The sequence below is a fragment of the Ruegeria sp. YTSA226 genome, assembly GCF_059609905.1.
In genome coordinates, this window is the sequence record NZ_JBXWMQ010000001.1 from 94,948 (window position 1) to 119,251 (window position 24,304).

Annotated in this window: 26 protein-coding genes and 1 tRNA gene; 11 read left to right on the forward strand and 16 right to left on the reverse strand. The window is 56.5% G+C overall.

Going from position 1 to position 24,304, the window contains the following annotated elements; all coding sequences use genetic code 11:
• Positions 1–2: 2 nt before the first annotated feature.
• A complete protein-coding gene (hutC, locus tag AC2FFF_RS00505; protein WP_142634498.1) occupies positions 3–704 on the reverse strand; it encodes a histidine utilization transcriptional repressor HutC in 702 nt (233 codons plus the stop codon).
• Between the two features lie 229 nt (positions 705–933).
• Here hutC and AC2FFF_RS00510 point away from each other — a divergent pair, with 229 nt between their 5' ends.
• Complete coding sequence (locus tag AC2FFF_RS00510) at positions 934–2,061, forward strand: aminotransferase class V-fold PLP-dependent enzyme (RefSeq protein ID WP_281972289.1); 1,128 nt, start codon at positions 934–936, stop codon at positions 2,059–2,061.
• A gap of 10 nt (positions 2,062–2,071) precedes the next feature.
• Here the strand turns inward: AC2FFF_RS00510 and AC2FFF_RS00515 are convergent, their stop codons facing one another.
• The 3 genes from AC2FFF_RS00515 to AC2FFF_RS00525 all read right to left on the reverse strand — a co-directional run bounded on the left by AC2FFF_RS00515 (position 2,072) and on the right by AC2FFF_RS00525 (position 4,321).
• Positions 2,072–3,268 (reverse strand): UbiH/UbiF family hydroxylase, encoded by a 1,197-nt coding sequence (locus AC2FFF_RS00515; protein ID WP_281972288.1) that lies wholly within the window; start codon positions 3,266–3,268, stop codon positions 2,072–2,074.
• Positions 3,269–3,342: 74 nt separating this feature from the next.
• Positions 3,343–3,591 (reverse strand): hypothetical protein, encoded by a 249-nt coding sequence (locus AC2FFF_RS00520; RefSeq protein WP_271946430.1) that lies wholly within the window; start codon positions 3,589–3,591, stop codon positions 3,343–3,345.
• Between the two features lie 85 nt (positions 3,592–3,676).
• Complete coding sequence (locus tag AC2FFF_RS00525; protein ID WP_281972287.1) at positions 3,677–4,321, reverse strand: pyrimidine 5'-nucleotidase; 645 nt, start codon at positions 4,319–4,321, stop codon at positions 3,677–3,679.
• A gap of 99 nt (positions 4,322–4,420) precedes the next feature.
• On the opposite strand from AC2FFF_RS00525, the gene AC2FFF_RS00530 reads away from it, so the two are divergent.
• A complete protein-coding gene (locus tag AC2FFF_RS00530) occupies positions 4,421–5,068 on the forward strand; it encodes a GntR family transcriptional regulator (protein WP_142634488.1) in 648 nt (215 codons plus the stop codon).
• Positions 5,069–5,071: 3 nt separating this feature from the next.
• Here the strand turns inward: AC2FFF_RS00530 and AC2FFF_RS00535 are convergent, their stop codons facing one another.
• Both AC2FFF_RS00535 and carA read right to left on the reverse strand, forming a co-directional pair.
• Positions 5,072–6,943: a glycosyltransferase gene (locus tag AC2FFF_RS00535; RefSeq protein ID WP_281972286.1), complete on the reverse strand. Its 1,872-nt coding sequence runs from the start codon at positions 6,941–6,943 to the stop codon at positions 5,072–5,074.
• 73 nt (positions 6,944–7,016) lie between these two features.
• On the reverse strand, positions 7,017–8,183 hold the full coding sequence (gene carA, locus AC2FFF_RS00540) for a glutamine-hydrolyzing carbamoyl-phosphate synthase small subunit (RefSeq protein WP_281972285.1): 1,167 nt from the start codon (positions 8,181–8,183) through the stop codon (positions 7,017–7,019).
• Positions 8,184–8,367: 184 nt separating this feature from the next.
• Here carA and AC2FFF_RS00545 point away from each other — a divergent pair, with 184 nt between their 5' ends.
• On the forward strand, positions 8,368–8,847 hold the full coding sequence (locus AC2FFF_RS00545) for a GatB/YqeY domain-containing protein (protein WP_142634482.1): 480 nt from the start codon (positions 8,368–8,370) through the stop codon (positions 8,845–8,847).
• Positions 8,848–8,868: 21 nt separating this feature from the next.
• On the opposite strand, the gene AC2FFF_RS00550 is transcribed toward AC2FFF_RS00545, so the two are convergent.
• The 3 genes from AC2FFF_RS00550 to ctaD all read right to left on the reverse strand — a co-directional run bounded on the left by AC2FFF_RS00550 (position 8,869) and on the right by ctaD (position 11,817).
• Complete coding sequence (locus AC2FFF_RS00550; RefSeq protein ID WP_142634480.1) at positions 8,869–9,360, reverse strand: DUF2244 domain-containing protein; 492 nt, start codon at positions 9,358–9,360, stop codon at positions 8,869–8,871.
• 44 nt (positions 9,361–9,404) lie between these two features.
• Complete coding sequence (locus AC2FFF_RS00555) at positions 9,405–10,004, reverse strand: 2-hydroxychromene-2-carboxylate isomerase (protein WP_142634478.1); 600 nt, start codon at positions 10,002–10,004, stop codon at positions 9,405–9,407.
• Between the two features lie 139 nt (positions 10,005–10,143).
• Positions 10,144–11,817 carry a cytochrome c oxidase subunit I gene (ctaD, locus tag AC2FFF_RS00560; protein WP_142634476.1) on the reverse strand — a complete coding sequence of 558 codons (1,674 nt, stop codon included), beginning with the start codon at positions 11,815–11,817 and terminating at the stop codon, positions 10,144–10,146.
• Positions 11,818–12,005: 188 nt separating this feature from the next.
• Between ctaD and AC2FFF_RS00565 the strand changes: the two genes are divergently transcribed.
• Both AC2FFF_RS00565 and AC2FFF_RS00570 read left to right on the forward strand, forming a co-directional pair.
• Positions 12,006–12,761, forward strand: a complete 756-nt coding sequence (locus tag AC2FFF_RS00565; protein ID WP_281972284.1) for a glutathione S-transferase family protein — start codon at positions 12,006–12,008, stop codon at positions 12,759–12,761.
• Positions 12,762–12,842: 81 nt separating this feature from the next.
• Positions 12,843–13,262 (forward strand): HIT family protein, encoded by a 420-nt coding sequence (locus tag AC2FFF_RS00570; RefSeq protein WP_281972283.1) that lies wholly within the window; start codon positions 12,843–12,845, stop codon positions 13,260–13,262.
• 15 nt (positions 13,263–13,277) lie between these two features.
• Here the strand turns inward: AC2FFF_RS00570 and AC2FFF_RS00575 are convergent, their stop codons facing one another.
• Positions 13,278–13,691, reverse strand: a complete 414-nt coding sequence (locus AC2FFF_RS00575) for a MerR family transcriptional regulator (RefSeq protein WP_281972282.1) — start codon at positions 13,689–13,691, stop codon at positions 13,278–13,280.
• 81 nt (positions 13,692–13,772) lie between these two features.
• Here AC2FFF_RS00575 and AC2FFF_RS00580 point away from each other — a divergent pair, with 81 nt between their 5' ends.
• Entirely contained in the window at positions 13,773–14,699 is a 927-nt protein-coding gene (locus AC2FFF_RS00580; RefSeq protein ID WP_271946444.1) for a cation diffusion facilitator family transporter, read from the forward strand.
• A gap of 292 nt (positions 14,700–14,991) precedes the next feature.
• Here AC2FFF_RS00580 and lipB read toward each other — a convergent pair whose 3' ends face one another.
• Positions 14,992–15,651, reverse strand: a complete 660-nt coding sequence (gene lipB / locus AC2FFF_RS00585) for a lipoyl(octanoyl) transferase LipB (protein WP_271946447.1) — start codon at positions 15,649–15,651, stop codon at positions 14,992–14,994.
• A gap of 38 nt (positions 15,652–15,689) precedes the next feature.
• Positions 15,690–16,349, reverse strand: a complete 660-nt coding sequence (locus AC2FFF_RS00590; RefSeq protein WP_271946450.1) for a DsbA family oxidoreductase — start codon at positions 16,347–16,349, stop codon at positions 15,690–15,692.
• Positions 16,350–16,491: 142 nt separating this feature from the next.
• Between AC2FFF_RS00590 and AC2FFF_RS00595 the strand changes: the two genes are divergently transcribed.
• Positions 16,492–16,578: transfer RNA gene (locus AC2FFF_RS00595), tRNA-Leu, on the forward strand.
• 162 nt (positions 16,579–16,740) lie between these two features.
• Here the strand turns inward: AC2FFF_RS00595 and AC2FFF_RS00600 are convergent.
• From AC2FFF_RS00600 to AC2FFF_RS00615, 4 genes are read right to left on the reverse strand one after another with little or no spacing between them, the layout of a single operon-like run.
• Positions 16,741–17,511 (reverse strand): ABC transporter permease, encoded by a 771-nt coding sequence (locus tag AC2FFF_RS00600; protein ID WP_425595839.1) that lies wholly within the window; start codon positions 17,509–17,511, stop codon positions 16,741–16,743.
• Positions 17,511–18,263: an ABC transporter permease gene (locus tag AC2FFF_RS00605; protein WP_281972280.1), complete on the reverse strand. Its 753-nt coding sequence runs from the start codon at positions 18,261–18,263 to the stop codon at positions 17,511–17,513. Before AC2FFF_RS00605 ends, AC2FFF_RS00600 begins: the two co-directional genes overlap by 1 nt.
• A gap of 8 nt (positions 18,264–18,271) precedes the next feature.
• A complete protein-coding gene (locus tag AC2FFF_RS00610) occupies positions 18,272–19,045 on the reverse strand; it encodes a transporter substrate-binding domain-containing protein (RefSeq protein WP_281972279.1) in 774 nt (257 codons plus the stop codon).
• 31 nt (positions 19,046–19,076) lie between these two features.
• A complete protein-coding gene (locus AC2FFF_RS00615; RefSeq protein ID WP_281972278.1) occupies positions 19,077–19,853 on the reverse strand; it encodes an ABC transporter ATP-binding protein in 777 nt (258 codons plus the stop codon).
• Positions 19,854–19,949: 96 nt separating this feature from the next.
• On the opposite strand from AC2FFF_RS00615, the gene AC2FFF_RS00620 reads away from it, so the two are divergent.
• The 4 genes from AC2FFF_RS00620 to AC2FFF_RS00635 are packed head-to-tail and all read left to right on the forward strand — an operon-like array spanning position 19,950 to position 24,177.
• Positions 19,950–20,600: a TetR/AcrR family transcriptional regulator gene (locus AC2FFF_RS00620; protein WP_142634456.1), complete on the forward strand. Its 651-nt coding sequence runs from the start codon at positions 19,950–19,952 to the stop codon at positions 20,598–20,600.
• The gene (locus tag AC2FFF_RS00625; RefSeq protein WP_281972277.1) at positions 20,597–21,784 is read left to right on the forward strand and encodes a pyridoxal phosphate-dependent aminotransferase; all 1,188 of its coding nucleotides are present in this window, start codon (positions 20,597–20,599) and stop codon (positions 21,782–21,784) included. Before AC2FFF_RS00620 ends, AC2FFF_RS00625 begins: the two co-directional genes overlap by 4 nt.
• Positions 21,781–23,376: a 5-guanidino-2-oxopentanoate decarboxylase gene (locus AC2FFF_RS00630; RefSeq protein ID WP_281972276.1), complete on the forward strand. Its 1,596-nt coding sequence runs from the start codon at positions 21,781–21,783 to the stop codon at positions 23,374–23,376. Before AC2FFF_RS00625 ends, AC2FFF_RS00630 begins: the two co-directional genes overlap by 4 nt.
• An 18-nt stretch (positions 23,377–23,394) precedes the next feature.
• Positions 23,395–24,177 (forward strand): dimethylarginine dimethylaminohydrolase family protein, encoded by a 783-nt coding sequence (locus AC2FFF_RS00635; RefSeq protein ID WP_281972275.1) that lies wholly within the window; start codon positions 23,395–23,397, stop codon positions 24,175–24,177.
• Positions 24,178–24,304 lie beyond the last annotated feature (127 nt).

A 24,304-nucleotide genomic window follows, 5' to 3' on the forward strand; every position in this document is an offset into this window, starting at 1 on the left:
TTTCAGTACCTGGTACGGATGTAATATCCGGGATGATGTGTCATGCGCGCAAAGGTAATTGGCTGCCCGTCTTTCCATGTCGTGCGCTCTAATTGGATCATAGACGTCCCCGAGGTTGTCCCCATGAATTCAGCCAGCCGTCCATCTGCCGAAATCGCGCAAAAGGCGACTTCAGCATCGGTGAAGGGGGCGGCGTGCAACAGCCACTCATGCGGGCCTTTGGTGTCGAGGTCAGCATGTTCCACTTCTGGAACTGCATCGATATTGATCCAGCGCTCTTCCAGTTGAAACGGCCGGTTGTCTGCATAGTGCATGCAGACAATATGCAAAACACGCGCTTCTTGCGAGACGCTTAACTGAGAGGCAAGCCATCCGGGGCTGGAGACGATATTACGCTCGACCAGCGCATAACGATAGGTGGAGTTCTGCCCCTCGACATCCAGTCGGGTCAGGGAAAACTCCAGTTTTGCGTGTTTGCTGGGTTCTTTTTTGACCCGCGTTCCGCTTTTACGTTTTCTTTCAACGAAGCCCTGATCTGCCAGTTCCCGCAAAGCACGATTTACCGTGGCACGGGCACAATTAAATTCTTCTGCCAACTGGGTTTCTGTCGGCAGCACCGACCCCTGTGGCCAAACTCTGGTTTCTATTCGTCGTTTTACTTCGTCACGTACAAACTGAAAACTGATCCGCTTATGCGCAGTCACGAGTGAAAATACCTTTCTTCTCCAAAGTGTATGTATCTGGTCAGAAACACGTAGGGGTGTAAAGGGTTGCTGACACTGTTTGGCGTCATTAGTTGTCGATAGGGCCTTTGAGGCGTTAAAATTTTCTTAGGAAACCGGGTTCCGTCGGGTCAATTTTCAGTAATAACTGAGAGGCAGTGAGCGAAGTTGCGAACACCCGCTCGTTTCGTGGAATTTGAAAGGAATACCAATGCCCCCGCTTTTGGACAAAATTGACCCCAATGGGTTAGAGGAGTTTTCGGTCGTCTTCACCGATCGCTCGCTTAATCACATGTCGGTTCAGTTTCAGCATGTGATGCGCGACATCTCTGAGATGCTGAAAGGCGTTTACAACGCTGACGGTGTGGCCGTTATCCCGGGCGGTGGTACCTACGCTATGGAAGCAGTCGCGCGCCAGTTTGCCCGCAATGCCAACGTTCTGGTGGTCAGGAATGGCTGGTTTTCCTATCGGTGGAGCCAGATCATCGAGTCCGGTGGGTTGACGGCGTCGGCAACAGTTCTGAAGGCGCGCCAGACCGGCAACTCGGCAACGTCCCCATTTGCGCCTGCTCCGATCGAGGAAGTCATCGAAACGATCCGCGATGGGCGCCCGGATGTGGTCTTTGCGCCGCATGTCGAAACGGCGGCCGGGGTCCTTCTGCCCGACGACTATATTTCGGCGATGGCAGCCGCAGCCCACGAGGTTGGGGCGCTGATGGTTCTGGATTGCATCGCTTCGGGCTGCGCATGGGTGGACATGAAGGCGACGGGTGTGGATGTCCTGATCTCGGCCCCTCAGAAAGGGTGGAGCGCATCGCCTTGCGCGGGTCTTGTCATGCTGTCCGAACAGGCTGAGGCAAGGCTGGAGGAGACGACTTCGGACAGTTTTGCCGTCGACCTGAAGAAATGGCGGCAGATCATGCAAGCCTATGAAAATGGCGGTCACGCCTATCACGCCACGATGCCAACAGATGCGCTGAAAGCCTTCCGCGACACGATGGCTGAGACTCGAGACTATGGCTTTGACAAACTGCGTGACGCCCAGTGGGCATTGGGGGACGGTGTACGGGCAATGCTGAAGGAGAAGGGCATTGTTTCTGTCGCTGCCGATGGGTTTGGTGCGCCGGGTGTGGTGGTCAGCTATACCTCGGATCCCAATATCCAGAACGGCAGCAAATTCGCCGCCTTGGGCATGCAGATCGCTGCTGGTGTACCCTTGCAATGTGATGAGCCAGACGGGTTCAGCACCTTCCGTCTGGGCCTGTTCGGTCTGGACAAGCTGTACGATGTTGACGGCACAATCGCGCGTCTAAAGCGCGTGCTGGACCAGGTTTTGTGACCATCGGGCTTTAGCGGACGCCGAGGCCCATCTGCATCAGCGTCTTGCGCACGGTCGGCAGCGAATACAGCGCGTTCAACCCCATTGCACGTATGTCCCGTAAAGGCCGCGCTTCGATCATCGAGGCGCGGTTCAGCAGGTCGATACCCTTGACCCGGGCCTCGATCTCGGTATGACGCGCTTTGTGATAGGCATCCAACATCTGCGCGTCACCCAGGCCCTCGGGACGGGCCTGTGCCAAATCCAGCAGGCATCGCAGATCACCCAAGGACATGTTCAGCCCCTGCGCACCGATGGGGGGCACGACATGGGCGGCTTCGGCCATCAGGGCCACGCGTTCGCCCGAAAGGCGCTCTGCCGATTGGCTGATGATCGGCCAGATTGTTCGGCGTGAAGCCAGTTTCAACGGACCGAACAACCCGCAGGACCGTTCGGTCATCAGCGCTTCAAAGCTTTCCGGATCGGTGTTCAACAGCTCTACCGCGCGCGGGCCACGCTCCATCCATACAATCGCGGACGAGGGCTGACTCTGCCAGTCGGGCAGGGGAACTAGCGTGAACGGGCCGCCGGACCTGTGAATCTCGGTCGAGACGTTCTGATGCGGGATCGAGTGTGTAACCGCGAAGGCCAACGCCTTTTGCCCATAGCGCGTGGTGTGCACGTTGATCCCGGCGGCCTCTCGCATGGGCGAGTTGCGACCATCTGCGGCGATCACCAGTTTACAGCGGATGCGCGTCCCGTCGCTCAGGCCAACGCGGGCTTCGGCTGTACGGGTGAACAAGCTGACCGTGCCCGTTCCGGGGCGAAAATCGACATTGGGCAGTTCAGCGAGACGGGCCACCATTTCACGCCGCAAGAGCCAGTTTGGCAGGTTCCAACCAAAGGGCTGGTCCGAGATATCCGCGGCATTGAAGTCGCGCACAACGCGCGGCTCGGGCACATCGCCGCCTGCATCCACAATCCGCATGATCTGAAGAGGGGCGGCATGCGCGTCGAGTTTTTCCCACAGCCCGCATTGTTCCAAAAGACCGTGGGCTGGTTGCAAAAACGCGGTGGTCCGTAAATCCGATCCGTCCACGTCCCGCTGGGTCACAGGTGGGGTAGGATCAACACAGACCACATTGAATCCAGCCGCGCCAAGGGCCGCCGCTGCGGTCAAACCGGCAATTCCGCCGCCGGAAATCAGGATGTCACACTGGTCGTTCATGGCGCCCTCTTTGGTTCTGACCCGACCCTAGAGCGGTTCGACTTCCCGCGCCAAGTGACATCCTGTCTCGCAGGTCAGCCGCGCGAGATCAGGATGAGGATCAGGAATATCACGGGCACCATCACGACGGCGGGGATATACAAGCCCGGCAAGCCAAACAGCATCACTGAACAGCCCCACATGCTGAAGATGGCGGCAGCGGTGTAATACCAGTCGTCCCCATCTGCATCGGCCGCATCGCGCGCCATCCAGCCAAACAGAGGAACAGCAAATAGCAGGCGCTGCCAGATGGGTGAGCGCGGGGGCATTTCGATTGCGGACATCTGGGTCTCCGTTCTGTTCGTCGCAGTTGGGATATAGGGGCGGTGCCCGGGTCGCAGTACGTGCAGATCGTCGCAGTGTGACAGCCTATCGCAGGCGGGCCAGAAAGGCGGTCAGGTCGTCTGTATGATGGTGGATGTAATCGGCCATGTGCGGTTCGGGCGCGACATGAACTGTGCGCATCCCCATCTCATGCGGGGCCGCCAGATTGCGCGGATCGTCTTCGAACATGGCCGCTTTTTCTGCCTTGATTCCGTCTTGCGCAAAGATGGCCTGGAATGCGGCCTTCTCGGGTTTAGGACGGTATCCCGCATGCTCGACCCCATAGATGGCATCGAACAAACCGCTGAGGCCACGCGCCGCAAGGACGCGTTCGGCATAGGGCGCGCTGCCATTGGTATAGACAATGCGGCGACCGGGCAGAGCACGAATATGTGCCGCCAGATCCACGTCCGGGTCCATATGGCTCATATCCACCTGATGCACGGCATGCAGGTAAGGGTCGGGATCCAGATCATGTTCGGCCATCAGCCCGGCCAGCGTGGTGCCATATTCGCGCCAGTAATGGGATCGCAGCCGGTCGGCCTCGGCCCGGTCGACGCCGATGGCCTGGACCACATAATCCGTCATCAGCACCTCGATCTGATCGAACAGGCGCATATGCGGCGGGTACAGGGTGTTGTCCAGATCGAACACCCATTGGGAGACATGGCTGAAGGCAGGTTTGACCATGCCTGCCGTTTAAGCCGCGCAGCGCAGGTTTTCAATGCAGTACTTGATTGTGCGCACTGCAGACGGATAGACATGTCCGAACGAGGAGAAAAACTAAAGATGCCCCAATCCAAGCAGTCCAACAGCGACGCCTACAGCCTTATTCTCGAAGCGATTGATGTGGGCATCTACAAGCCCGGTGACAGGCTGGTCGAAAGCGAGCTGGCCGAAAGGTTCGGTGTTTCGCGCACGCCAATCCGCGAGGCATTGCAGCGGTTAGAGACCCAATCCTTGCTTGAACGCGACGGGCGTTCGCTGATTGTGGCCTCATTGGACCACAATCAGATGGCAGAGCTATATGTCGTTCGCCGTGAACTTGAAGGTCTCGCTGCAAGTTTGGCCGCCAAGCACGCGACCGAGGAAGAGATCAAGGTGCTGCAGGAAATGGTTGCCGAAGATGATGCGCTGGTGGACAATCCAAACGCCCTGTCTCGGGCGAACCGGCGGTTTCACGAACAGATCCATCTGGCCTCGCACAACCGCTATTTGGTGCAACAGCTGAACCTTGTGCACCGCACAATGGCCTTGATGGCAACGACATCGCTTGCGGTTTCCGGGCGCGGTGAGATCGCGCAAAGTGAACACAAAGGCATCGTCGAGGCGATAGCAGCCCGTGACGAGCAAGCCGCGGAACGTGCGTTGAAAGAGCATATCTCGGTCGCTTTCATGACGCGTCTCAAGCAGGATGCGGTTCGTCGCGAAAGCTGACGGTCACATGTCGAAGGCTTCTTCACTGGCTTGACCGTGTTGGGTTTTGTCCCAGAAGAACGGGTTGATAGCCAATTCCCAAAGGGCTTTGTAAGCTGCCAGCACACCCAAGGGGAAATACAACGGCATTGTCGGCACCCACGGCATCAGAAACCGTCTTTCACGGGCAGAGACAGCCAGTATCCCGATGGTTACATTCGTGATCTCTGCAAATACGAACAGAGCTATCAGTATGGTCATGACCTTGCCCGGAATGACCGGATCCAGCGGGCTGGCCAATCCGAATGTGGTAAGCCAGAACAGCCACAAAACCGGGGCCAGCAGGAATTGTCCGACGGTGCCCAGAAAAAACGCCTGAAGCCCAAGGAAGCGCAGCACACCCAGCTCTTTCAGCAGATGGATCGGCGCGCGCATGTGGACAAGATATGTGACCATAAAGCCCTTGAGCCATCGTGAACGCTGTTTGACCCAAGGCCAGGCCCGAAAGTTTGCTTCTTCGAAAGTGGAGGTATCAACCATCTCGGTCCGATAACCCGCGCGGCTGAGGCGGACGCCCAGATCCGCGTCTTCGGTCACATTATGGGCATCCCAACCGCCCAGTTCCAACAGCTTTTCGCGACGAAAGAAAAAGGTTGTACCACCAAGTGGAACCACCAGTCCCAACCGGGCAATGCCAGGCAGGATGACCCGAAACCAACTGTTATACTCGATGGTAAAGCAGCGAGACCGCCAGTTGGTGCGTGGGTTGTAATAGTCCAGAACGCCTTGCAAGCAGACGACGTCTTCACTGGCTTGGGTGAAATGTCCGACGACGCGTTCGATTTGATCGGGAAGAGGGGCGTCCTCGGCATCCCAAACGCCCAGAATATCACCACGACAGAAATCCAGCGCATAGTTCATCGCGCGCGGTTTTGTCGTCAGCCCGCTTAATGCCGGTACTTCGATCGTGCGGATCCAACAGGGCAGCTCGATTTTGGCCAGGGTTGCACGGGTTACCATATCCGTTTCTTCCAAAACCAGAATGACGTCCAAAAGAGCTTTGGGATATGTCAGACGTCGCAATCGACGGATCAGAGCGCCAGCAATCTCTCGCTCTTTGTACAAAGGGACCATGATGGAAACGCGAGGCAGTCGAAGAGGAAGCGTGGTGGCGGTCTGACTGTGGCGTTTTCCTTTGTAACATAGAAACGAGAGCAATCCCGCCAGTCGCAATGTCAGGAATAATACAAGCGACGTAACGGCCAATACGACCAGAGCCAGCAGCCCCGGAATGGGTTGCGCCAGGAACAGTGTGGCTAGGCCAAGCACTATGGCAATCGGCCCAATACGCGAGTGCCGAGTCCAGGACCGGCAACTCTGAGCTATTGCCACACGGGTTTCAGCCTTTTCAGCAAGGCTTTCCGAGAAAATGCTGGCGATCGCGTCGTCGATCCGGTCCGCATCGGCAAGCACGGGTATGATCGTTTGCTTTTCCTTTGCCAACTGCTTGCGAACTGCGTCGAACTGATCGGGATTGGCGGTAGCGACCAGGAGAATGGGACCGATGCGCATCCAGGGAATGATGTTGTGATCCAGCCAAAAGCTGGCGGGGCGGGTTTTGCAAAGGTCCGGATTTGGTGGATGCAGATCCAGGTCCGCGATCTGCAATCCTGTTTGTTCAGACAGCGCCGTCAGAACCTCGGACCGATCTACCCAGCCTTCGCCGACCAGGATTTCGCCCAGTGCAACATTTTGTCTGGATTGCAGGTGCAGGGCTTTTTGCAACTGATGGTTCGAAAGCAGCCCGCGGTCGATCAGGCAAGCCCCCAAAGGCTTGCGCACCGTTGCAGAAATCGGCGCGGCCGATGCGAAATGCTGCAGGTTCAGTTCAACCATTCAATCAACCCAGACGTGGTAATCTGCGTCAGGGTGGAGCGATTAAGGTTAACAGGCCGTTAAGGCTGTATGATTATGCCTGTGCCTTCCGGGCGGCCATCGCATGTGAGAACCGCTCGAACAGGTAGAAGCTGTCTTGTGGGCCTGGAGATGCCTCTGGGTGGTACTGTACCGAATAGACCGGTCGATCCGTCATGCGAATTCCGCAGTTTGAACCATCAAACAACGAACGATGAGTCTCAACGACACCGTCGGGAAGGGTTTGAGCGTCTACCGCAAACCCATGGTTCATCGACGTTATTTCCACCTTACCAGTCTCGAGATCTTTTACCGGGTGGTTCGCCCCGTGATGGCCGTGATTCATCTTGACAGTCTGACCGCCAAGGGCCAGCGCAAGCATCTGATGACCAAGGCAAATCCCGAATACGGGTAGGTCGGTGGTGTCCAATACCTCTTTGATCATCGGTACTGCGTATTCACCCGTAGCCGCTGGATCACCGGGGCCATTGGACAGGAATACGCCGTCGGGATTATGGGCCAGAACCTCAGCCGCGGTGGCCGTTGCGGGCAGCACAGTGACATCGCACCCGGTCGAGGCAAGGCATCTCAGGATATTGCGCTTTGCCCCGAAATCCAGTGCCACAACCTTATGTACTGGGGCCTCTTGCCGTTTATAGCCATCTGGCCAGGCCCAACGCATCTCATCCCAGCGATAGCTTTGCGCACAAGTCACTTCCTTGGCCAAATCCATACCTTCAAGCCCGGCAAAGCCACGCGCAGCCGAAACCAGAGCTTCGATGTCGAAATTGCCCTCAGGATCATGAGCCAATGCCACATGAGGTGCGCCTTGCTGGCGAATTGCGCGGGTTAACCGGCGGGTATCGACACCGCCAATGGCAATACGCCCACGCTGGGCAAGCCATGATTTCAGCTCTTCAGCAGACCGCCAGCTGGACGGTTCGGTTGGGTCCCATTTGACGACCATTCCTGCCGCGACAGGATCACCGGTTTCGTCATCCTCGGGGTTCACACCAACATTTCCGATATGAGGGAAAGTGAAGGTCACGATCTGTCCGGCATAAGAAGGATCGGTCATGATCTCTTGATAGCCGGTCATTGCGGTGTTGAAACACAGCTCGGCCACGGTCTGGCCTGTGGCGCCGAAACCGACCCCGTAGAACAGTGTTCCATCGGCCAAAGCCAGACATGCGGTGGGCTTAGACGGGGCGTTCTGGGCCATAGCGCGACTCTCCTGCAGGGTAAATCGGCGCATACCTAAGGGGGTTATGCGCTTGGGTCAAGTGTGTTCAATTTTTGGGCTATTGAGCAATATCAATGACTTAGATGTTGAGGCCCCCGGTTGTATCACGCTTTTTGTTTCGATATGGTCGGGGTTCCTTTTGTCATGGGGATGGACAAACTAAATGGATATGCGATCACGGGTGAATTCCGCCCTGAAGCAAGCAATGAAAGACAAGAACGCCGAGCGTCTGTCGACCCTACGTCTGATCAATGCAGCAATCAAGGACCGGGATATCGCGTCTCGTGCTGCGGTCAACGAGGAAGCCAAGGGTTGCGGTGATGCCGAAGTTCTTGAAATTCTAGGGAAAATGTCCAAGCAGCGTAAGGAAAGTGCGCGTGCTTACGAAGAGGGTGGACGCCTCGATCTGGCGGAGCGTGAACTGCGCGAGATAGAAGTCATAGAAGAATTCCTGCCCGAGCAACTGGACGACGATGAGGTGACGAAAGCCATCCAATCAGCGATTACGGCCACTGGTGCCGGGTCGATCCGGGATATGGGCAAGGTCATGGGCGAGCTCAAGACACGCTATACTGGCCAGATGGATTTTGGGAAAGTTGGGCCCATGGTCAAAGATCAGCTTTGTGCGGCTGCCAGCGGCTGACTGCCGTGACATGCTGAGAGCTTACTGCGCGACTGGTTCGCGCAGTTTTTCTTTGAGGTCATCGTAAAGCGCAATCCGCTCTTCCTCGGACAGGAATGCGCCGATTTCTACTTCGCGACCTTCGCCCTTGAGGGTGACGTAGTTCGGAACCGGGCCGCCGCTCTGATGGATCTCGGGGCGGGCCCAATAGCGATTACAGGCCCATTCCTGCTGCCCCCGTCGCGGGTCATGATGTATCAGATGCGCCTGTGTTCCGGTCAGCGTCAGGACTTCGAATATGCTACGGGCCCGATAGTTTGACCGGAGAGCCAGCCAAAGGCCAATAACTGTTAGCAGCAGGAAGGGCAGCAACCCCCAAAGCAAGGCCGAGCCGAGCACGGCCAAAAGCGGGATCAACCCGAACAAAAAGACACTAAACACAACCCGAACTGCCCAATGACGCGGCAGCGAGTTATGCGGCCACAAGCGCAGCTCAAGTTCTGATGTGGTGGTTTGATTCCATCTGTAGGGCATGGCCGGAAGATAGCCCAAAGCGCGTCCGAGTCGACGCTGAAAATTCAGATGACGTGCCCGACGCGGGCCCACGATAGGGCATCGTCCAGCCGATCATCCCCCCAAAAGACTTCGTTCCCCACAACCAGGCTTGGGGCGCCAAAAATGCCCAGCTTGATTGCGCGTAGTGTTTCCGCCTCAAGTGCGGCGACAATGTCGGGGCTGCGCGCGCGGGACAGGATCAGTCGGGGATCCTGCTGACTGCGATGTAGCGCTTCGGACAGGGCGGTTTCGCTGCCGGCCTCTACACCTTCTTCGAACCAGATCCGATATAGAATTTGCGTAAAGTTCTTGCCCCAGCCTTCTTCCATTCCCAACAGCGCTACTTGATTTGCCAAGGCAAGGTCAGAAATGGGGTAGGGCGCAGGAAGCTGGGCGTGCATATGGTACTTGGCCGCCCGACGCTCAATGTCGCGCCACATATAGGCGGATTTGACGGGTTTCCCTGCAAAGGGGATGTTCTTCTGCTGCGACATCACTGTGCGTACATTGAACGGCCGCCATGTGACGGACGCATCGTGTTCAGAACACCAATCGTCCAGGCGCATGATCGTCAGAAAGCTGTAAGTGCTTCCGATAGAGTACCAGAAATCAAGATCGGGCATATGAACCCTCGGGGTTGCCGATTGTTTTGCCTTTACCAGAGTACCCTATTTTGACCGATCTGGCGAATTTCCGGTGGCACGCCACTTAGAAATGAAAAACCCCGCCAAGTTGGCGGGGTTTTCTGTTGGTTCAGAGGGATCAGTGCGCGTGGCCCTTGTCCCAGTCTTCTTGCTTGGGCAGCTGCTCGAACGTGTGTTCGGGCGGCGGCGAGGGCAGGGTCCATTCCAGCGTATCCGCGTATTCGTTCCACGGGTTGTTCCGGGTCTCACGTGCGCCACGGAACAAGGCGTAGAACACGATACCAAAGAACAGCAGGAACGAGGCGAAGGATACAAAGGCGCCAATCGACGAGACATAGTTCCACTGCGCGAACGCTTCGGGATAATCGATGTAGCGACGTGGCATGCCCTGACGGCCCAGGAAGTGCTGGGGGAAGAAGGTCAGGTTGGCGCCGATGAAGAACAGCCAGAAGTGAACCTTGCCCCAGAACTCTGAATACTGACGGCCTGTCATCTTGGAGAAGTAGAAATAGATCCCAGCAAAGATCGCAAACACTGCGCCCAGCGACATCACATAGTGGAAGTGTGCAACCACATAATATGTGTCGTGATAGGCGCGGTCGATACCGGCCTGCGACAGAACCACACCGGTCACACCGCCAACGGTGAACAGGAACAGGAAGCCGAAGGCAAACAGCATCGGTGTCTTGAACTCGATCGAGCCGCCCCACATGGTTGCGATCCACGAGAAGACCTTAACGCCGGTAGGAACCGCGATGACCATCGTTGCCAGCATGAAGTAGGCTTGCTGCTGGACCGACATGCCAACTGTGTACATGTGGTGTGCCCACACGACAAAGCCCAATACACCGATCGCAATAAGTGCCCAAACCATCGGCAGGTAACCGAAGACTGGCTTGCGCGAGAAGGTCGCAATGATGTGGCTGATAAGGCCAAATCCAGGTAGGATCACGATGTACACTTCTGGGTGGCCAAAGAACCACAGGATGTGCTGATACAGGATTGGATCACCACCACCGGCCGGATCAAAGAAGGTGAAACCAAAGTTGCGGTCCATTAGCAACATGGTGATCGCACCTGCCAAAACCGGCAGCGACAGAAGAATCAGCCACGAGGTGATGAAGATCGACCAGCTGAACAGCGGCACCTTAAACAGGGTCATGCCCGGGGCACGCATGTTCAGGAAGGTGGTGATCATGTTGATCGCGCCGAGGATCGAGGAGGCGCCCGATACGTGCACGGCAAAGATTGCAAGGTCCATGGACATGCCGCCCTCGCTCGTCGACAGCGGCGGGTACAGAACCCAGCCGACGCCCGAACCAAGCTGGTCATTACCACCGGGGCTCAGCAGCGAGGCCACGCCCAGCGAAGTACCGGCGACATAGAGCCAGAAGGACAAGTTGTTCATCCGCGGGAACGCCATGTCCGGCGCGCCAATCTGCAACGGCATGAAATAGTTGCCAAATCCGCCGAATAGGGCAGGGATGACCACGAAGAACATCATCAGAACACCGTGATAGGTGATCATCACGTTCCACAAATGCCCGTTCGGAGTGCAGAGCTCGGCACCGCTGCCGAACAAGCGGAACCCTTCCATGCACATGTGCTGTACCCCGGGCTCCATCAGTTCGATCCGCATGATAACAGTCATCAGAACCGAGATTAGACCGGCCAGGGCTGAGACGATCAGGTACAGAATCCCGATGTCCTTGTGGTTGGTCGACATGAACCAGCGGGTAAAGAACCCGCGCTGGTCTTCATGGTCGTGACCATGAATGGCTGCGTCTGCCATTAGGTGCCTCCTGTTGCAACTACACCGCGCTGTCGGACCTCTCCAACGCGCGGGATTCCTGCTGGTTTTAGATTGCGTGGGGGCGACCTTCAATGGTCGAGTTTGATCTGGATCAAGATTAATTGTCGCGGGTGCCGGTTGCAGGGCTTCGAAAAAGAGCACAACTTTCGGCAAATGGAGGAGACCGGATGGTTCTGAACTACGTGACGACCGAAAAGGCTCAGGCGGCCACCGGGCTACGCATGATCGTTGTCGGAGGTGTGCCAAGCCCTTGGAGCGAAGCCGCAAAGGGTATTTTTCACGTAAAGCGTCTGTCTTGGCTGCCAGTTTATCTGGACCATCAGGACCGGGCGCAGACCATCTGGGCGCAAACGGACAGCGCACCGGTTGTGTTCTGGAAAGATAAGGCACCGCTTTCCGAAACGGCCGATATTGTCGCCTTGGCACAACGAATCGCGCCTGAACCAGATTTGTTGCCAGCATCGATGGCGCCCGACATTCTCGCCTTCATTGACTTACTGGCGGCCCCGAATGGATTGGGCTGGCAAAGGCGGCTTCAGCAAATCCATGCTGGTATGCGAGGCCAAGAAGGTGGGTTCCATCCCAAGATTGCCGACTGTCTTGGCAAGAAATACGGCTATGATACAGAAGCAGGTGAAATGGCTGCCGGTCGCGCTGATGGGATATTGAAACGCGTCAGCAGCAAGCTCGCAGAAAGTGGTGATTTTCTGTTTGGCAACACGCTCACTGCAGCAGATATTTATTGTGCTGCCTTCATGGCTTTGTTCGCACCGTTGCCGGAAGAGTTGTGTGCTATGCGGCCGAGTACCCGAAGGGTTTTCGAGCATATATCCGATCCTGTACGGGATACGCTTTCGGCAGGTTTGCTGTTGCATCGGGACAGGGTATACCGCGATTTTCTGGAAACACCCTTGTCGCTTTGATCGCATGTGCATTGCGTCTTGACCGCCAAGATGCGGCACCGCACAAACACCTCATGAAAAACGTCCAAACGGAGGCCGAGTATGTCTGCCTATGATCCCGATAACATTTTCGCCAAGATCCTGCGTGGTGAAATCCCTGCAAACCGGGTCTATGAAGACGACGACACACTGGCCTTCATGGACATCATGCCGCGCACGGACGGGCATCTGCTGGTGATCCCGAAAACGCCTTGTCGCACCGTGCTGGATGCCAGCCCAGAACAGCTTGCTTCTGTGATCTCAACGGTTCAGAAGATGGCGCAGGCGGTGAAAGCGGCCTTTGATGCGGATGGCGTCACCATCCAGCAGTTCAACGAGGCTGCAGGTGGGCAAGAAGTGTTTCATCTGCATTTTCACGTTCTGCCGCGGCACGAAGGCGTTTCGATGCGACCACCGGGCAATATGGGTGATTTTGACCTGATCGCTAAAAACGCCGGTAAAATCAAAGACGCGCTGGCCTGATCACCCGCTACAGGATCAGTGCGATCCAAGGCATTTGCTATGGTCGCCAAACGCGTTCAGCACTTCACATACATGGTCGTGGGTGCCGTCACAGGCGGCTGTGATGCGTTCCAGTTCGGCCTCAAGGCTGCGCAGCAATGTTATCCGGTTGCGCAGTTCAGTCAGCTGACGATCCGCGATTTCATGAACATGGTCCAGATCCGCCCCCTGCGCCCCTTCCAAAGAAAGCAACGCCTCGACATCCGGCAAAGGCAGGCCCAGATCACGCGAGTGCCGGATAAATTGGAGGCGTTTCAGAGCAGTCTCGTCATATCTGCGCTGATTGCCCGCCGTCCGATACGGTTTGGCCAACAAGCCTTTTTCCTCATAGAAACGGATCGTGGGCACCTTGACCCCGGTTTGCCGCGACAAATCTCCGATTGAGTACATTTTGTGCTTTTTGCCTCTTGAACCTCTAGTGACTAGAGGAATTACATAAGATGGCAGTTCAAAACAAGGATCTGATCTGCCATGTCACATAACCACACCCACTCTCACATTGATCCGAATGCCGGTGACCGGAGGGTGGTCGGAGCGATCGGCGTCAATATGGTATTGACGCTTGCACAAATAGTGGGGGGCATTTTGTCTGGCTCACTGGCCTTGATCGCAGATGCCTTGCACAATTTTTCAGATGCCATCGCGCTGATCATCGCGTTTTTCGCTCGTAAGATTGCGCGACGCCCGGCAGATCCAAGGATGAGCTTTGGTTATGGCCGGGCAGAGGTTGTGGCCGCTCTTGTTAACTACACCACTCTTGTCGTTCTGGCCGTTTACCTGATGTACGAAGGTGTCATGCGGTTTATAGAGCCCGAACCGGTGAATGGCTGGATCGTCGTCTGGATCGCAGCGCTGGCCCTGATCGTCGATCTGATCACAGCTGTCCTGACCTATTCGATGGCAAAGGACAGCATGAATATCCGGGCGGCCTTTCTGCATAACGTGGCAGATGCCTTGGGCTCCTTGGCTGTGATCGTCGCCGGAACCCTAGTTATCCTGTTCAACTGGACATGGGTGGACCCGGCCGTGACCATCATGATCTCGGTCTACATCCTTTGGCATGTGAAGTCTGAAATTGGCGAAACCATTCACGTCTTGATGTTGGGTGCACCATCCGACCTTGACCCAGAAGAGGTCGCTTCGATGATCGAGGCCACCGAGGGCGTTGTTTCGGTCCATCACGTTCATCTGTGGAGTATGCAGGAGCATGAACCTGCCCTGACTGCACATGTAGTTGCGACCAGCCACGCAGACGAAGATGCCAGGTGGCTTTCCACAACCATCAAGAATGCGCTGCAGGATCAGTTCGGGATTGGCCATGCAACGCTTGAAATTGAAAGTGGGGAAGAGGTTTGTGGCCATCCGGCCCGGTTTGGACATGACAAACACGAGCACTAAAAAAGAAATTGCCGTTCCGATTTGGGGTCGGAACGGCAGACTCGTAACCAAAACACATACCTGTTTTCCCAGGGTATACCTGCGATCACCGGCTTAACACACCACTCACTCTAGAACGGTAAATTCATACTAGGCGTTAATGGGACCCAAGTATTCATATTTGTGAAATTTAACTAGATTCCGTCGGAAACCAGACGGACCAATCGGGAATTGTTTCCAAATTATGAAGCAGAGCGGATCTGACGGCTGGATTGTAGTCGGTGCCGGGCTGTTTTTCGATTCGTGATCCGAGTTAATCCGCCCCCGCGGGTCCAAAAACCTCAGCGAAGGTTTTTCTAAGCGCGTTGTCCACATCATCCATCGCGACCGGAAGACCCAGATCGACCAGAGAAGTCACGCCATGGTTCGAGATGCCGCAGGGTACGATCCCAGAGAAATGGCTCAAATCCGGTTCGACATTGATCGAGATGCCGTGAAAGCTGACCCATTTACGCAATCGCAGGCCGATCGCCGCGACTTTGTCCTCGGCTTTTTCGCCTGCTGGCGTCAGCGGCTTGTCATCCCGTTGCACCCAGACACCAACACGGCCGTCGCGGATTTGCCCGGTCACGTTGAACTCGGCCAAAGCTGCGATCACCCAATTCTCAAGCTGCTTTACAAACTTGCGCACATCCCTGCCGCGTTTGTTCAGGTCCAGCATGACATAAGCAACGCGCTGCCCCGGACCATGATAGGTGTATTCACCACCGCGTTTTGACGTATAGACTGGAAATCTGTCCGGGTCTTTCAGGTCTTCGACCTTGGCTGAAGTGCCCGCTGTGTACAGGGCAGGGTGCTCAAGTAGCCAGATACACTCATCCGCCTCACCCGCCGCGATATCCGCCACGCGCGCCTCCATAAAGGCGATGGCCTCATCGTAGTCGGTCAATCCGTCAGTAATCTTCCATTCCATGTCGGCTCCTTAGCGGCTGGATGCATGGATGGAAAGACCTAGGCTGCTTCGGTCAAACAGCGCTGCAGGACCTGTGTATAGCTGTCCGCCCCCTGCGCCCCAGTCAGCAGATACTTTCCGCCAAACACCATTGCGGGAACGCCGGAAATACCACGACCGGTCCAGTATTGCTGCTTCTCTCGAACCGGCGCGGCATGAGCACCTGATTCAAGCACCCTGCGCGCAGCATTCCGATCCAGACCGGCAGATTCCGCGGCCTCGAGCAGAACTTCAATATTCGAAACGTCCTTTTGCTTGGTGAAATAAGCCTCGAACAAGGCCAGTTTCAGTGGATGCTGGCGACCCTGAGCCTCGGCCCAGTCAAGAAGCTGATGTGCAGCAAATGTGTTTACGATGCGACTTTTTTCATCAAAGGCGAAGGTAAAGCCCAAGTCAGCCCCGATTTGTGTCAATCGATCTCGCATCGCTTGGCTTTGTTCCGTCGAGGAGCCGTATTTCTCGGCAATGTGCTCACGCAGGTTCTGACCCTCGGGCGCCATGTTTGGGTTCAATTCGAACGGATGCCAGCGCAGCTTTGCCAGAATATTTTGCTGTTTGAGCGCCAGATCCAACTGCCGGAATCCAACAATGCACCAGGGGCAAACCACATCCGAGACTATGTCGATCTGAACGATGGGGCGAGGGTCGGGCGAGGTCATGGCGGGGCTCCTGACGGGGTCATTTGGACGACAACCTGTTAAAGATAAGAGCGCCGAATGGGAATTCAAACCAACGTGATTTTTGCCTCTTCACATCTTGATCATCAAAGTCTATACGCCCCACTATCAAGTCACTAACAGTGCGGTCGTGGCGGAATTGGTAGACGCGCAGCGTTGAGGTCGCTGTGGGGTAACACCCGTGGAAGTTCGAGTCTTCTCGACCGCACCAAGTGATTGGCTTTCAATCTTCTTATAGCTTGTATTCGCGACGCCCTCGGTGCGTTCAGCCGACCTGTAAAACCGGTCGCCAGCCACCTGATGTTAGGCAGTATCGGGGCTGGCAGCCGAGATTCTGACCATGTGTCAGGATTCTTAGGTGTCCGGCGTTGCGTTACCGAGCAGGGACCTGCAGCTCAATTCGCCGGAATATCAGCGTGATGATGCCTGCAATGATCAGATAGATCAGCGCCAACAGCAACAATGGCTCATAGACAACAAAGGTGTCCGCCCGAATTCTGGACGACACAGCGTAGATCTCAACCACTGTTATCGTCGCCACCAGCGGGGTTGCTTTCAGCTGTAGGATCGTCTCACCGCCTAGTGTCGGCAGCACGCTGCGAATGGCCTGAGGCAGCCAGATCCTGCGGAACATGGTAAACCGAGGCATGCCAAAGGATTGCGCCGCTTCGAGTTGACCCTTCTTAACGCTGGCAAAGGCACCGCGCATGATTTCGCCCTCGTAGCCCGCGTAAGACAGGGTCAGGGCCAGAACCGCATAGGGCCAAGCCTGTCGCAGATAGGGCCACAGCTCGCTGCCGCGTATCCATGGAATCTGAGGGAAAAGTGATCCAAGCCCATAGTACAACAGCCAGATTTGCAGAAGAATTGGGGTGCCGCGAATGACGGTGCAGAACACTTTTGCCGGTGCCGAAAGGTACCAGGGACCAATCGCCTGAGCGAGACCCAGTGGAACGGCGAGCAAGAACCCAAGCACACAGGTGACGGCCAACAGCCAAATGGTCCTCCACAGACCTTCAAGCGCCAGCGGGGCATAGGTTGGAATCCAATCCCAGCGCAGTGAGACGGCGCACCAGATAACGAAAGCAGCAAAAAGTGCCATCAGCACGATCCGATGCGGCTGCATGAGTGCTCGCCAGTCCATTATCGGCTTCCTCCCTTCAGCGAAGGCTGCCCACGACGGGCCCATTTCTCGATACGCGCGAACACGACACCGGAACAAAGCGTGACGATCAAGTACAAGGCACCTGCAGCAAGGAAGAAGGTGAAATAGGCGCGGGTGCTGGCCGCAGCCTGACGGGTCTCCAGCGTCAATTCGCTAAAGCCGACAATGGCCAGCAGGGCCGTATCTTTGGTTGCAATGAGCCACAGATTGGCCAATCCAGGCGTGGCAAAAGACATCATCGCCGGTATCGTCACCCGTCGCATCAGCAAAAGAGAGGGCATGCCATAGGCACGGGCGGCTTCGATCTGACCAGTAGGAACCGCTTGAATCGCCCCCCTGAGGACCTCGGTCGCATAGGCGCCCTGAACAATGCCCAAAACCCATATACCGGCGACAACGCCGCTGATTTCGACCCGGCCATATCCCATTGCCTGCGCGGCCTGATTGATCAGGTCGGTCCCGACGTAATACAGGATTAGGATCAGCACCAGTTCAGGCACGGCGCGCATTACAGTAGTGTATATGCCGAGCAGGTCACGCGTGACCGGCCCGCCATATAGTTTTCCATAGGCCCCGAAAAGCCCGATGATCAACCCGAACCCGAACGCTCCAAAAGCGATCTGCAACGAGTTAGCGAGGCCACGCAGAAGGTTGCCGCCCCATCCCGGAGGACTAAGGGCAAGCAACTCCAAGCTTTGGGCCAAACCCAGGCTTTCGAGGATAGCTTCCACGACGGATCTTACTCGCTGTAGATGCTGGCTGTGAAATAGCGCGAGGTGATTTCGTCATGCGTGCCGTCGGCAAGAATTGCCGCGATACCCGCATTCAGCCTTTCACGCAGCGCGTCATCGCCCTTGCGGACACCCGCGCCGACGCCGCGACCCAGGATCGAGACGTCATTTTCGACCGCGCCTTTGATTTCACAGCAGGCACCAGTGTCAGAAGAGACAAAATCTGCCATGGCGATGCTGTCGGCCTGGGTCGCGTCGATACGGCCGGCGAACAGATCCTGGTTGGCTTCGTCCTGAGTCTGATACACCCGGATTTCTGCCGCATCCTTGAAATGCTCGTTGGCATAGGCCTGGTGGATCGTAGAGGCCTGAATGCCGATGATCTTACCGGCCAGAGATTCTGGTGTCGGTTCAATGTCCATCGACTTGTCGGCGACGATAACGGCCGGAGTGTTGTAGTAAGGGTCGCTGAAATCGATCGTTTTCATGCGCTCTTCGGTGATCGACATCGACGCCATCAGGGCATCAATCTGCTGACCGGTCAGTGATGGGATGATCCCGTCCCACGCAACCGGAGTGATCACACACTCAAGCTCGGCGGCGGCACAGACCGCATCAATAACCTCGATCTCCCAACCGACCCATTCGCCAGAGGCATCCAGCGATGCGAAAGGCGGATAAGGCTCGGCTGCGATCCCGATCTTGACTTCATCTGCGCCAGCCGTTCCAGCCGAAAGCACAGCAGCAGCCAAAGCGGCCACGATTAGCTTTTTGTTTTTCATTGATATTCTCCCTGTTTGATATTTTGTTTGTTCAGCCGACTGATTTTAGGAATTGTTGCAGCCTTGCGGATTTCGGATTGTCGAAAAGTTCGTCGGGTGGCCCCTGTTCCTCGATCTTTCCTTCGAAAAGATACACAACATGGGTCGCAACCTCGCGCGCAAACTTCATCTCATGCGTGACCAGCAACATGGTTCGGCCCTCGGCCGCCAGATCGCGAATTACGGTCAGTACTTCACCAACAAGTTCTGGATCTAACGCGCTGGTTGGCTCGTCAAACAACATTACGCTGGGATCAACGGCAAGAGCACGCGCAATCGCAGCGCGCTGTTGCTGACCGCCTGACAGAAAGGAAGGGAAGGTGTCCGCCTTGTCGCCAAGCCCAACGCGCTCCAGCAGCTGGTGCGCGCGCTTGATCGCCTCGTCCCGCGGTACTTTCAGCACGTGAACGGGCACCTCGATGACATTTTCCAGCAACGTGCGGTGGGTCCAAAGGTTGAAGGCCTGAAACACCATTGCCAGTCGGGTGCGGATGCGTTCCAGCTGACGCCGGTCCTTAGGCGTGCCATCCGAGCGCATCTCAATCGGCTCGCCGTTTACGACGATTTCTCCGGAACTGGGCGTTTCAAGGAAATTGATACAGCGAAGGAACGTGGATTTCCCCGAACCACTGCCTCCGATGATGGCGACGACATCACCCTGATGGGCAGTAAGTGAAACGCCTTTGAGAACTTCGAGCGAGCCAAAAGACTTGTGCAAGTCAGTGACCCGAATGGCTTCATCCGGCGTGGTTTCTGGGTCAGCGTTCATTTTGCAGTTTCATCCCTCTCAACCGTTTTTTTACTTGCAGCTTTAGCAAATCCCTACAATTATGCAACTGTATAATTATAATTTCTGGAAAGATAGATGTCGGATCACGCAACAAAATTCAAGCGAGAACCCGCGGAGCAGCGCAAAGAGGCGTTGATCCAGGCCACGCTGTCTTTGATCGCCGAGCAAGGTTTGCAAGGTGCGACCGTTCGGGCGATTGCCGAGCGGGCCAGTGTAACTCAGGGTCTGATCCGGCACTATTTTTCTTCGAAAGAAGATTTAATTACAGCAGCTTATGACTTTCATATGCGGCGACTGACGGATATGACGTCGGCCCCTGCAGACGGAGATTATAGCACAGCCAGATTGCGGCTGGCGACGTTTGTAACGACCGGGCTGACCCATCCAGTGGTCGATCCGGGGTCAGTGTCCCTATGGGCGGGCTTTTTGAACAAAGTTCTGGCGGACGACAAAATGCAAGCGATCCACGAACAGACATATCGGGATTTTCGTGACCGCTTGGAATCACTCATTGCAGATGCGCTGAACGAGGTAGGCATACCAGCCAGCCCGGCGGAACTGCGCAGGTTGGCTATCGCATGCAACGCCGTGGTCGACGGCTTGTGGATGGAAGGCGGCGCCCTGCCATACGCCTTTGAGCCGGATGAGCTGCCCAAGATTGGGCTGGCTTCGGTTGGGGCAATTATCGGTGTTGAATTGACGGATCTTGAGCAGAGGCAGACATGAAGAAAACAGCGATTACCGAACGCCTTGCCGGCCTGGGTGGCGCCAAATGGGAAGTTTATCTCAAGGCCAAAGAACTTGTCGAGCAGGGGCAGGATATCATCGAATTGACCATTGGCGAGCCGGATGTGCCAACGCCCACCGAACTGGTGGAAAGCGCTGTGGACGCTTTGCGCGCCGGGCGAACCACCTACTCCAATGGGCGTGGTGAGGCTGGACTGCGCTCTGCACTGGCCGATCGTTATTCGGCCAGATCCGGGCGCACGATCACGGATAATCAAGTGCTGTGTTTTCCAGGCACCCAGACCTCGCTTTTTACCGTCCTGATGGGCGTGGCCGAGGCGGGTTGTGAGGTGCTGGTGGGCGATCCGATGTATGCAACCTATCAAGGTGTGGTACGCGCAAGCGGTGCGGATATTGTGCCGGTACCATTGCGGCCGGAAAACGGTTTTCGTATTTCTGCGGATGATATCGCGGACAGGATTACCGCGAAGACCACTGCGCTTTTGTTGACCACACCGCATAATCCTACCGGGTCGATCCTGACAGGCGAAGACATCGACGCAATCGGCAAGCTGGCCATCGAGCATGATCTATGGATCATTTCTGATGAGGTTTATGAAGAACTGATCTTTGACGGATCTGTGTTTTCCTCACCCCTGTCGCTGTCCGAGTTGGCGGATCGGGTAATCGTCGTCTCGTCGATATCAAAATCCCATGCCGCCCCCGGATTCCGCAGCGGTTGGTGCATTGGTCCCGAGGAATTTACCGCGCGCCTTTTGGCGCTGTCGGAAACCATGCTGTTTGGAAATCAGCCCTTCATCGCCGACATGACCGAGACGGCTATTCGCAACGGTTCAACCGTGGCTGAAGGCATGGCGCAACGGTACGCCCGCCGCGCCCGGATGCTGAACGACAGGCTGCCGAACGAGACACATCTGCGCGTGCATCTTCCACAGGCAGGTATGTTTGCGATGATTGATGTCTCGGCCACAGGGATGAATGGAAACGAGTACGCCTTTCATCTGCTCGAACATGGCAAAGTCGCGGTGATGCCGGGGCCGTCTTTCGGTGGCACGGTTGATGACTGGGTCCGTATCGCGCTGACAGTGGACGACGCGATCTTTACCGAAGCCTGTGACCGGATCGTTGCCCACGCGACCCAACTGCAACTGGAAAACGCATGACAAGCATTGGTGAGGCGCTGGTTGATCAACTGGTCAGGCGCGATGTGGATACCGTGTTTGGCATCCCCGGCGTGCATACGGTCGAACTGTACCGCGGGCTGGCCGCATCGGGCATTCGCCATGTCACCCCACGACACGAGCAGGGGGCAGGGTTCATGGCTGATGGTTATGCCAGGGTATCCGGCAAGCCCGGCGTGGCCTTTGTGATTACCGGCCCCGGTCTGACCAATACACTCACGGCGATGGGGCAGGCTCGGGCAGACAGCGTTCCGATGCTGGTGGTGTCGGGGGTCAACACGTTGTCCAGTCTTGGCAAAGGGCTTGGTCACTTGCATGAGTTACCGGATCAACGAGCGATGGCGCGAACAGTCGCTCTGTCATCGGACCGAGTTGAAAAGTCAGTTGAACTAGCAGCCGCGTTGGACCGCGCCTTCGCCCTGTTTCAATCCGGTCGCTCAGGGCCAACACATATCGAAATCCCGCTAGACGTTGCGGGGGACGAGTTTGCTGGTCCGACCGATGCTGCGAAAGGTCCCGTCGATAAGTCTCTTGATCCGGCGCTTCTTGACCGTGCTGCCAAGCTACTGGGGTCGGCAAAAGCGCCGGTCATTCTGGTCGGCGGAGGTGGGCGCAGCGCCGGCAGGTCGATCCGGCAGCTGGCCGAAGCGCTGGATGCGCCGGTTGTTCAAACCGTGAATGCGCGCGGGTTGATGTACGATCACCCGTTGAGTGTACCAGCAAGCCCGAGCCTGAATTCAGTGCGTGCTTTGATCGAGCAGGCCGACGTGGTTCTGGCTTTGGGGACTGAGCTGGGCCAGACGGACTACGATATGTACGCCACCGGCACGATGGCTGAAATGCCATACCTGATCCGTGTGGACCTATGCCCCGATCAGCTGAAGCGCCACGCGGCGGACATTGCCATTGTTGGTGATGCGGCGATGGCAGCGGCCGAGCTTGTGGATCGGTTTGCCGCATCGCCCAAGTCGGCAAACGGTGCCGCGCGCGCGGCTACTTCGCGGCAGAACGCGGTCGAAGAAATCGGGCCAGAAATGCAGGCGTTACTGGCTGTGCTGAACGCCATGCGCGATGCAGTCCCTAACGCGATCATGGTGGGCGATTCTGCTTATCCGATCTATGCAGGAAACCTGTACTACGATCATGATCGGCCCGGCGGGTGGTTCAACGCCGCGACCGGGTTCGGAGCGCTTGGATATGGCATACCCGCCGCGATCGGCGCTGCATTGGCGGACCCTGACGCTCCGGTCATTTGTATCGCAGGCGACGGCGGGGCGCAGTTCAGCCTTCCTGAGCTGATGTGCGCCGTTGATGAAAAACTGCCGATTACCTTCGTGATCTGGAACAACCACGGCTATCAGGAAATCGCCACATCAATGCAGGCGGTCGGCGTGACCGTGCTGGGATGTGATCCGACCCCGCCGGATTTTGAAAACGTCGCCCGATCTTGCGGCATGCCGTTCTGGCGCACTGGCCCTGACCCGTTGGACGTGGCCCAAGCTTTGTTGTCTGCACAATCCCAAGATGGCCCGCGGCTTGTTGAAATCCGCGCGCCCAACCAATCACACTCTTGATGAAAAGTGAGACCGAAAATGACTGACCCGACCTATGAATTCTCGCGCGCGATCACCCGTCGCCCAGCAGCGTCCATCACCGATGGTCTGCGTGCAGAAGATATCGGTACGCCGGACCTAGACCGAATGCTTGCATCTCATGCGCACTATGTCGAAACCCTCAAGAAAACCGGAGCAGAGGTTATCGAACTGGCTCCCCTTGAGACGTATCCGGATGCCGTCTTTGTCGAAGATACCACACTGTGTCTTCCTCAGGGTGCGGTGATGATGCGCCCCGGTGCACCCAGCCGCATGGGTGAGGTGGCCGAGATGGAGCCGACAATCCGCGGCGTTTATGACGAGGTTCGGCAGATCGCTGGGCCCGGCCATATTGAAGGCGGGGACATTCTGGTAACGGGTCGCGAAATTCTGGTTGGCCGGTCAGATCGGACCGATGCGGCCGGTGTCGCAGAGCTGACCGAAATCGTTTCCGACTGGGGCCACACCGTACGCGAGGTTTTTACACCACCGGGCGTGTTGCACTTCAAAACGGATTGTTCGTTGCTGGATGGGGAAACCATCCTGTCCACGAAACGGCTGGACGCATCCGGGTGCTTCGAAGGATATCGGGTTCTGCATGTGGCAGAAGGCGAAGAAGCCGCTGCAAACTCGATCCGGTTCAACCAATTTGTCCTGGCTCCGGCCGGCTTCCCGCGTACCACCGAGATGTTGCGCCAGAACGGCTATGATGTGGTCGAAATCGACAATGTGGAATGCGCCAAACTGGATGGCGGAATGTCATGTCTGTCGCTGAGATTCTGACCTGATTCACGACGATTCAGAACCGACTAACCTTGAACCAGCCAAATGCGTCCTGCTGCAACCAAAGAAAGAGTGGGCGCATTTTGGCGTGATTAAGGTTAGCCGCTTCAACCGCTTGGATATTCAT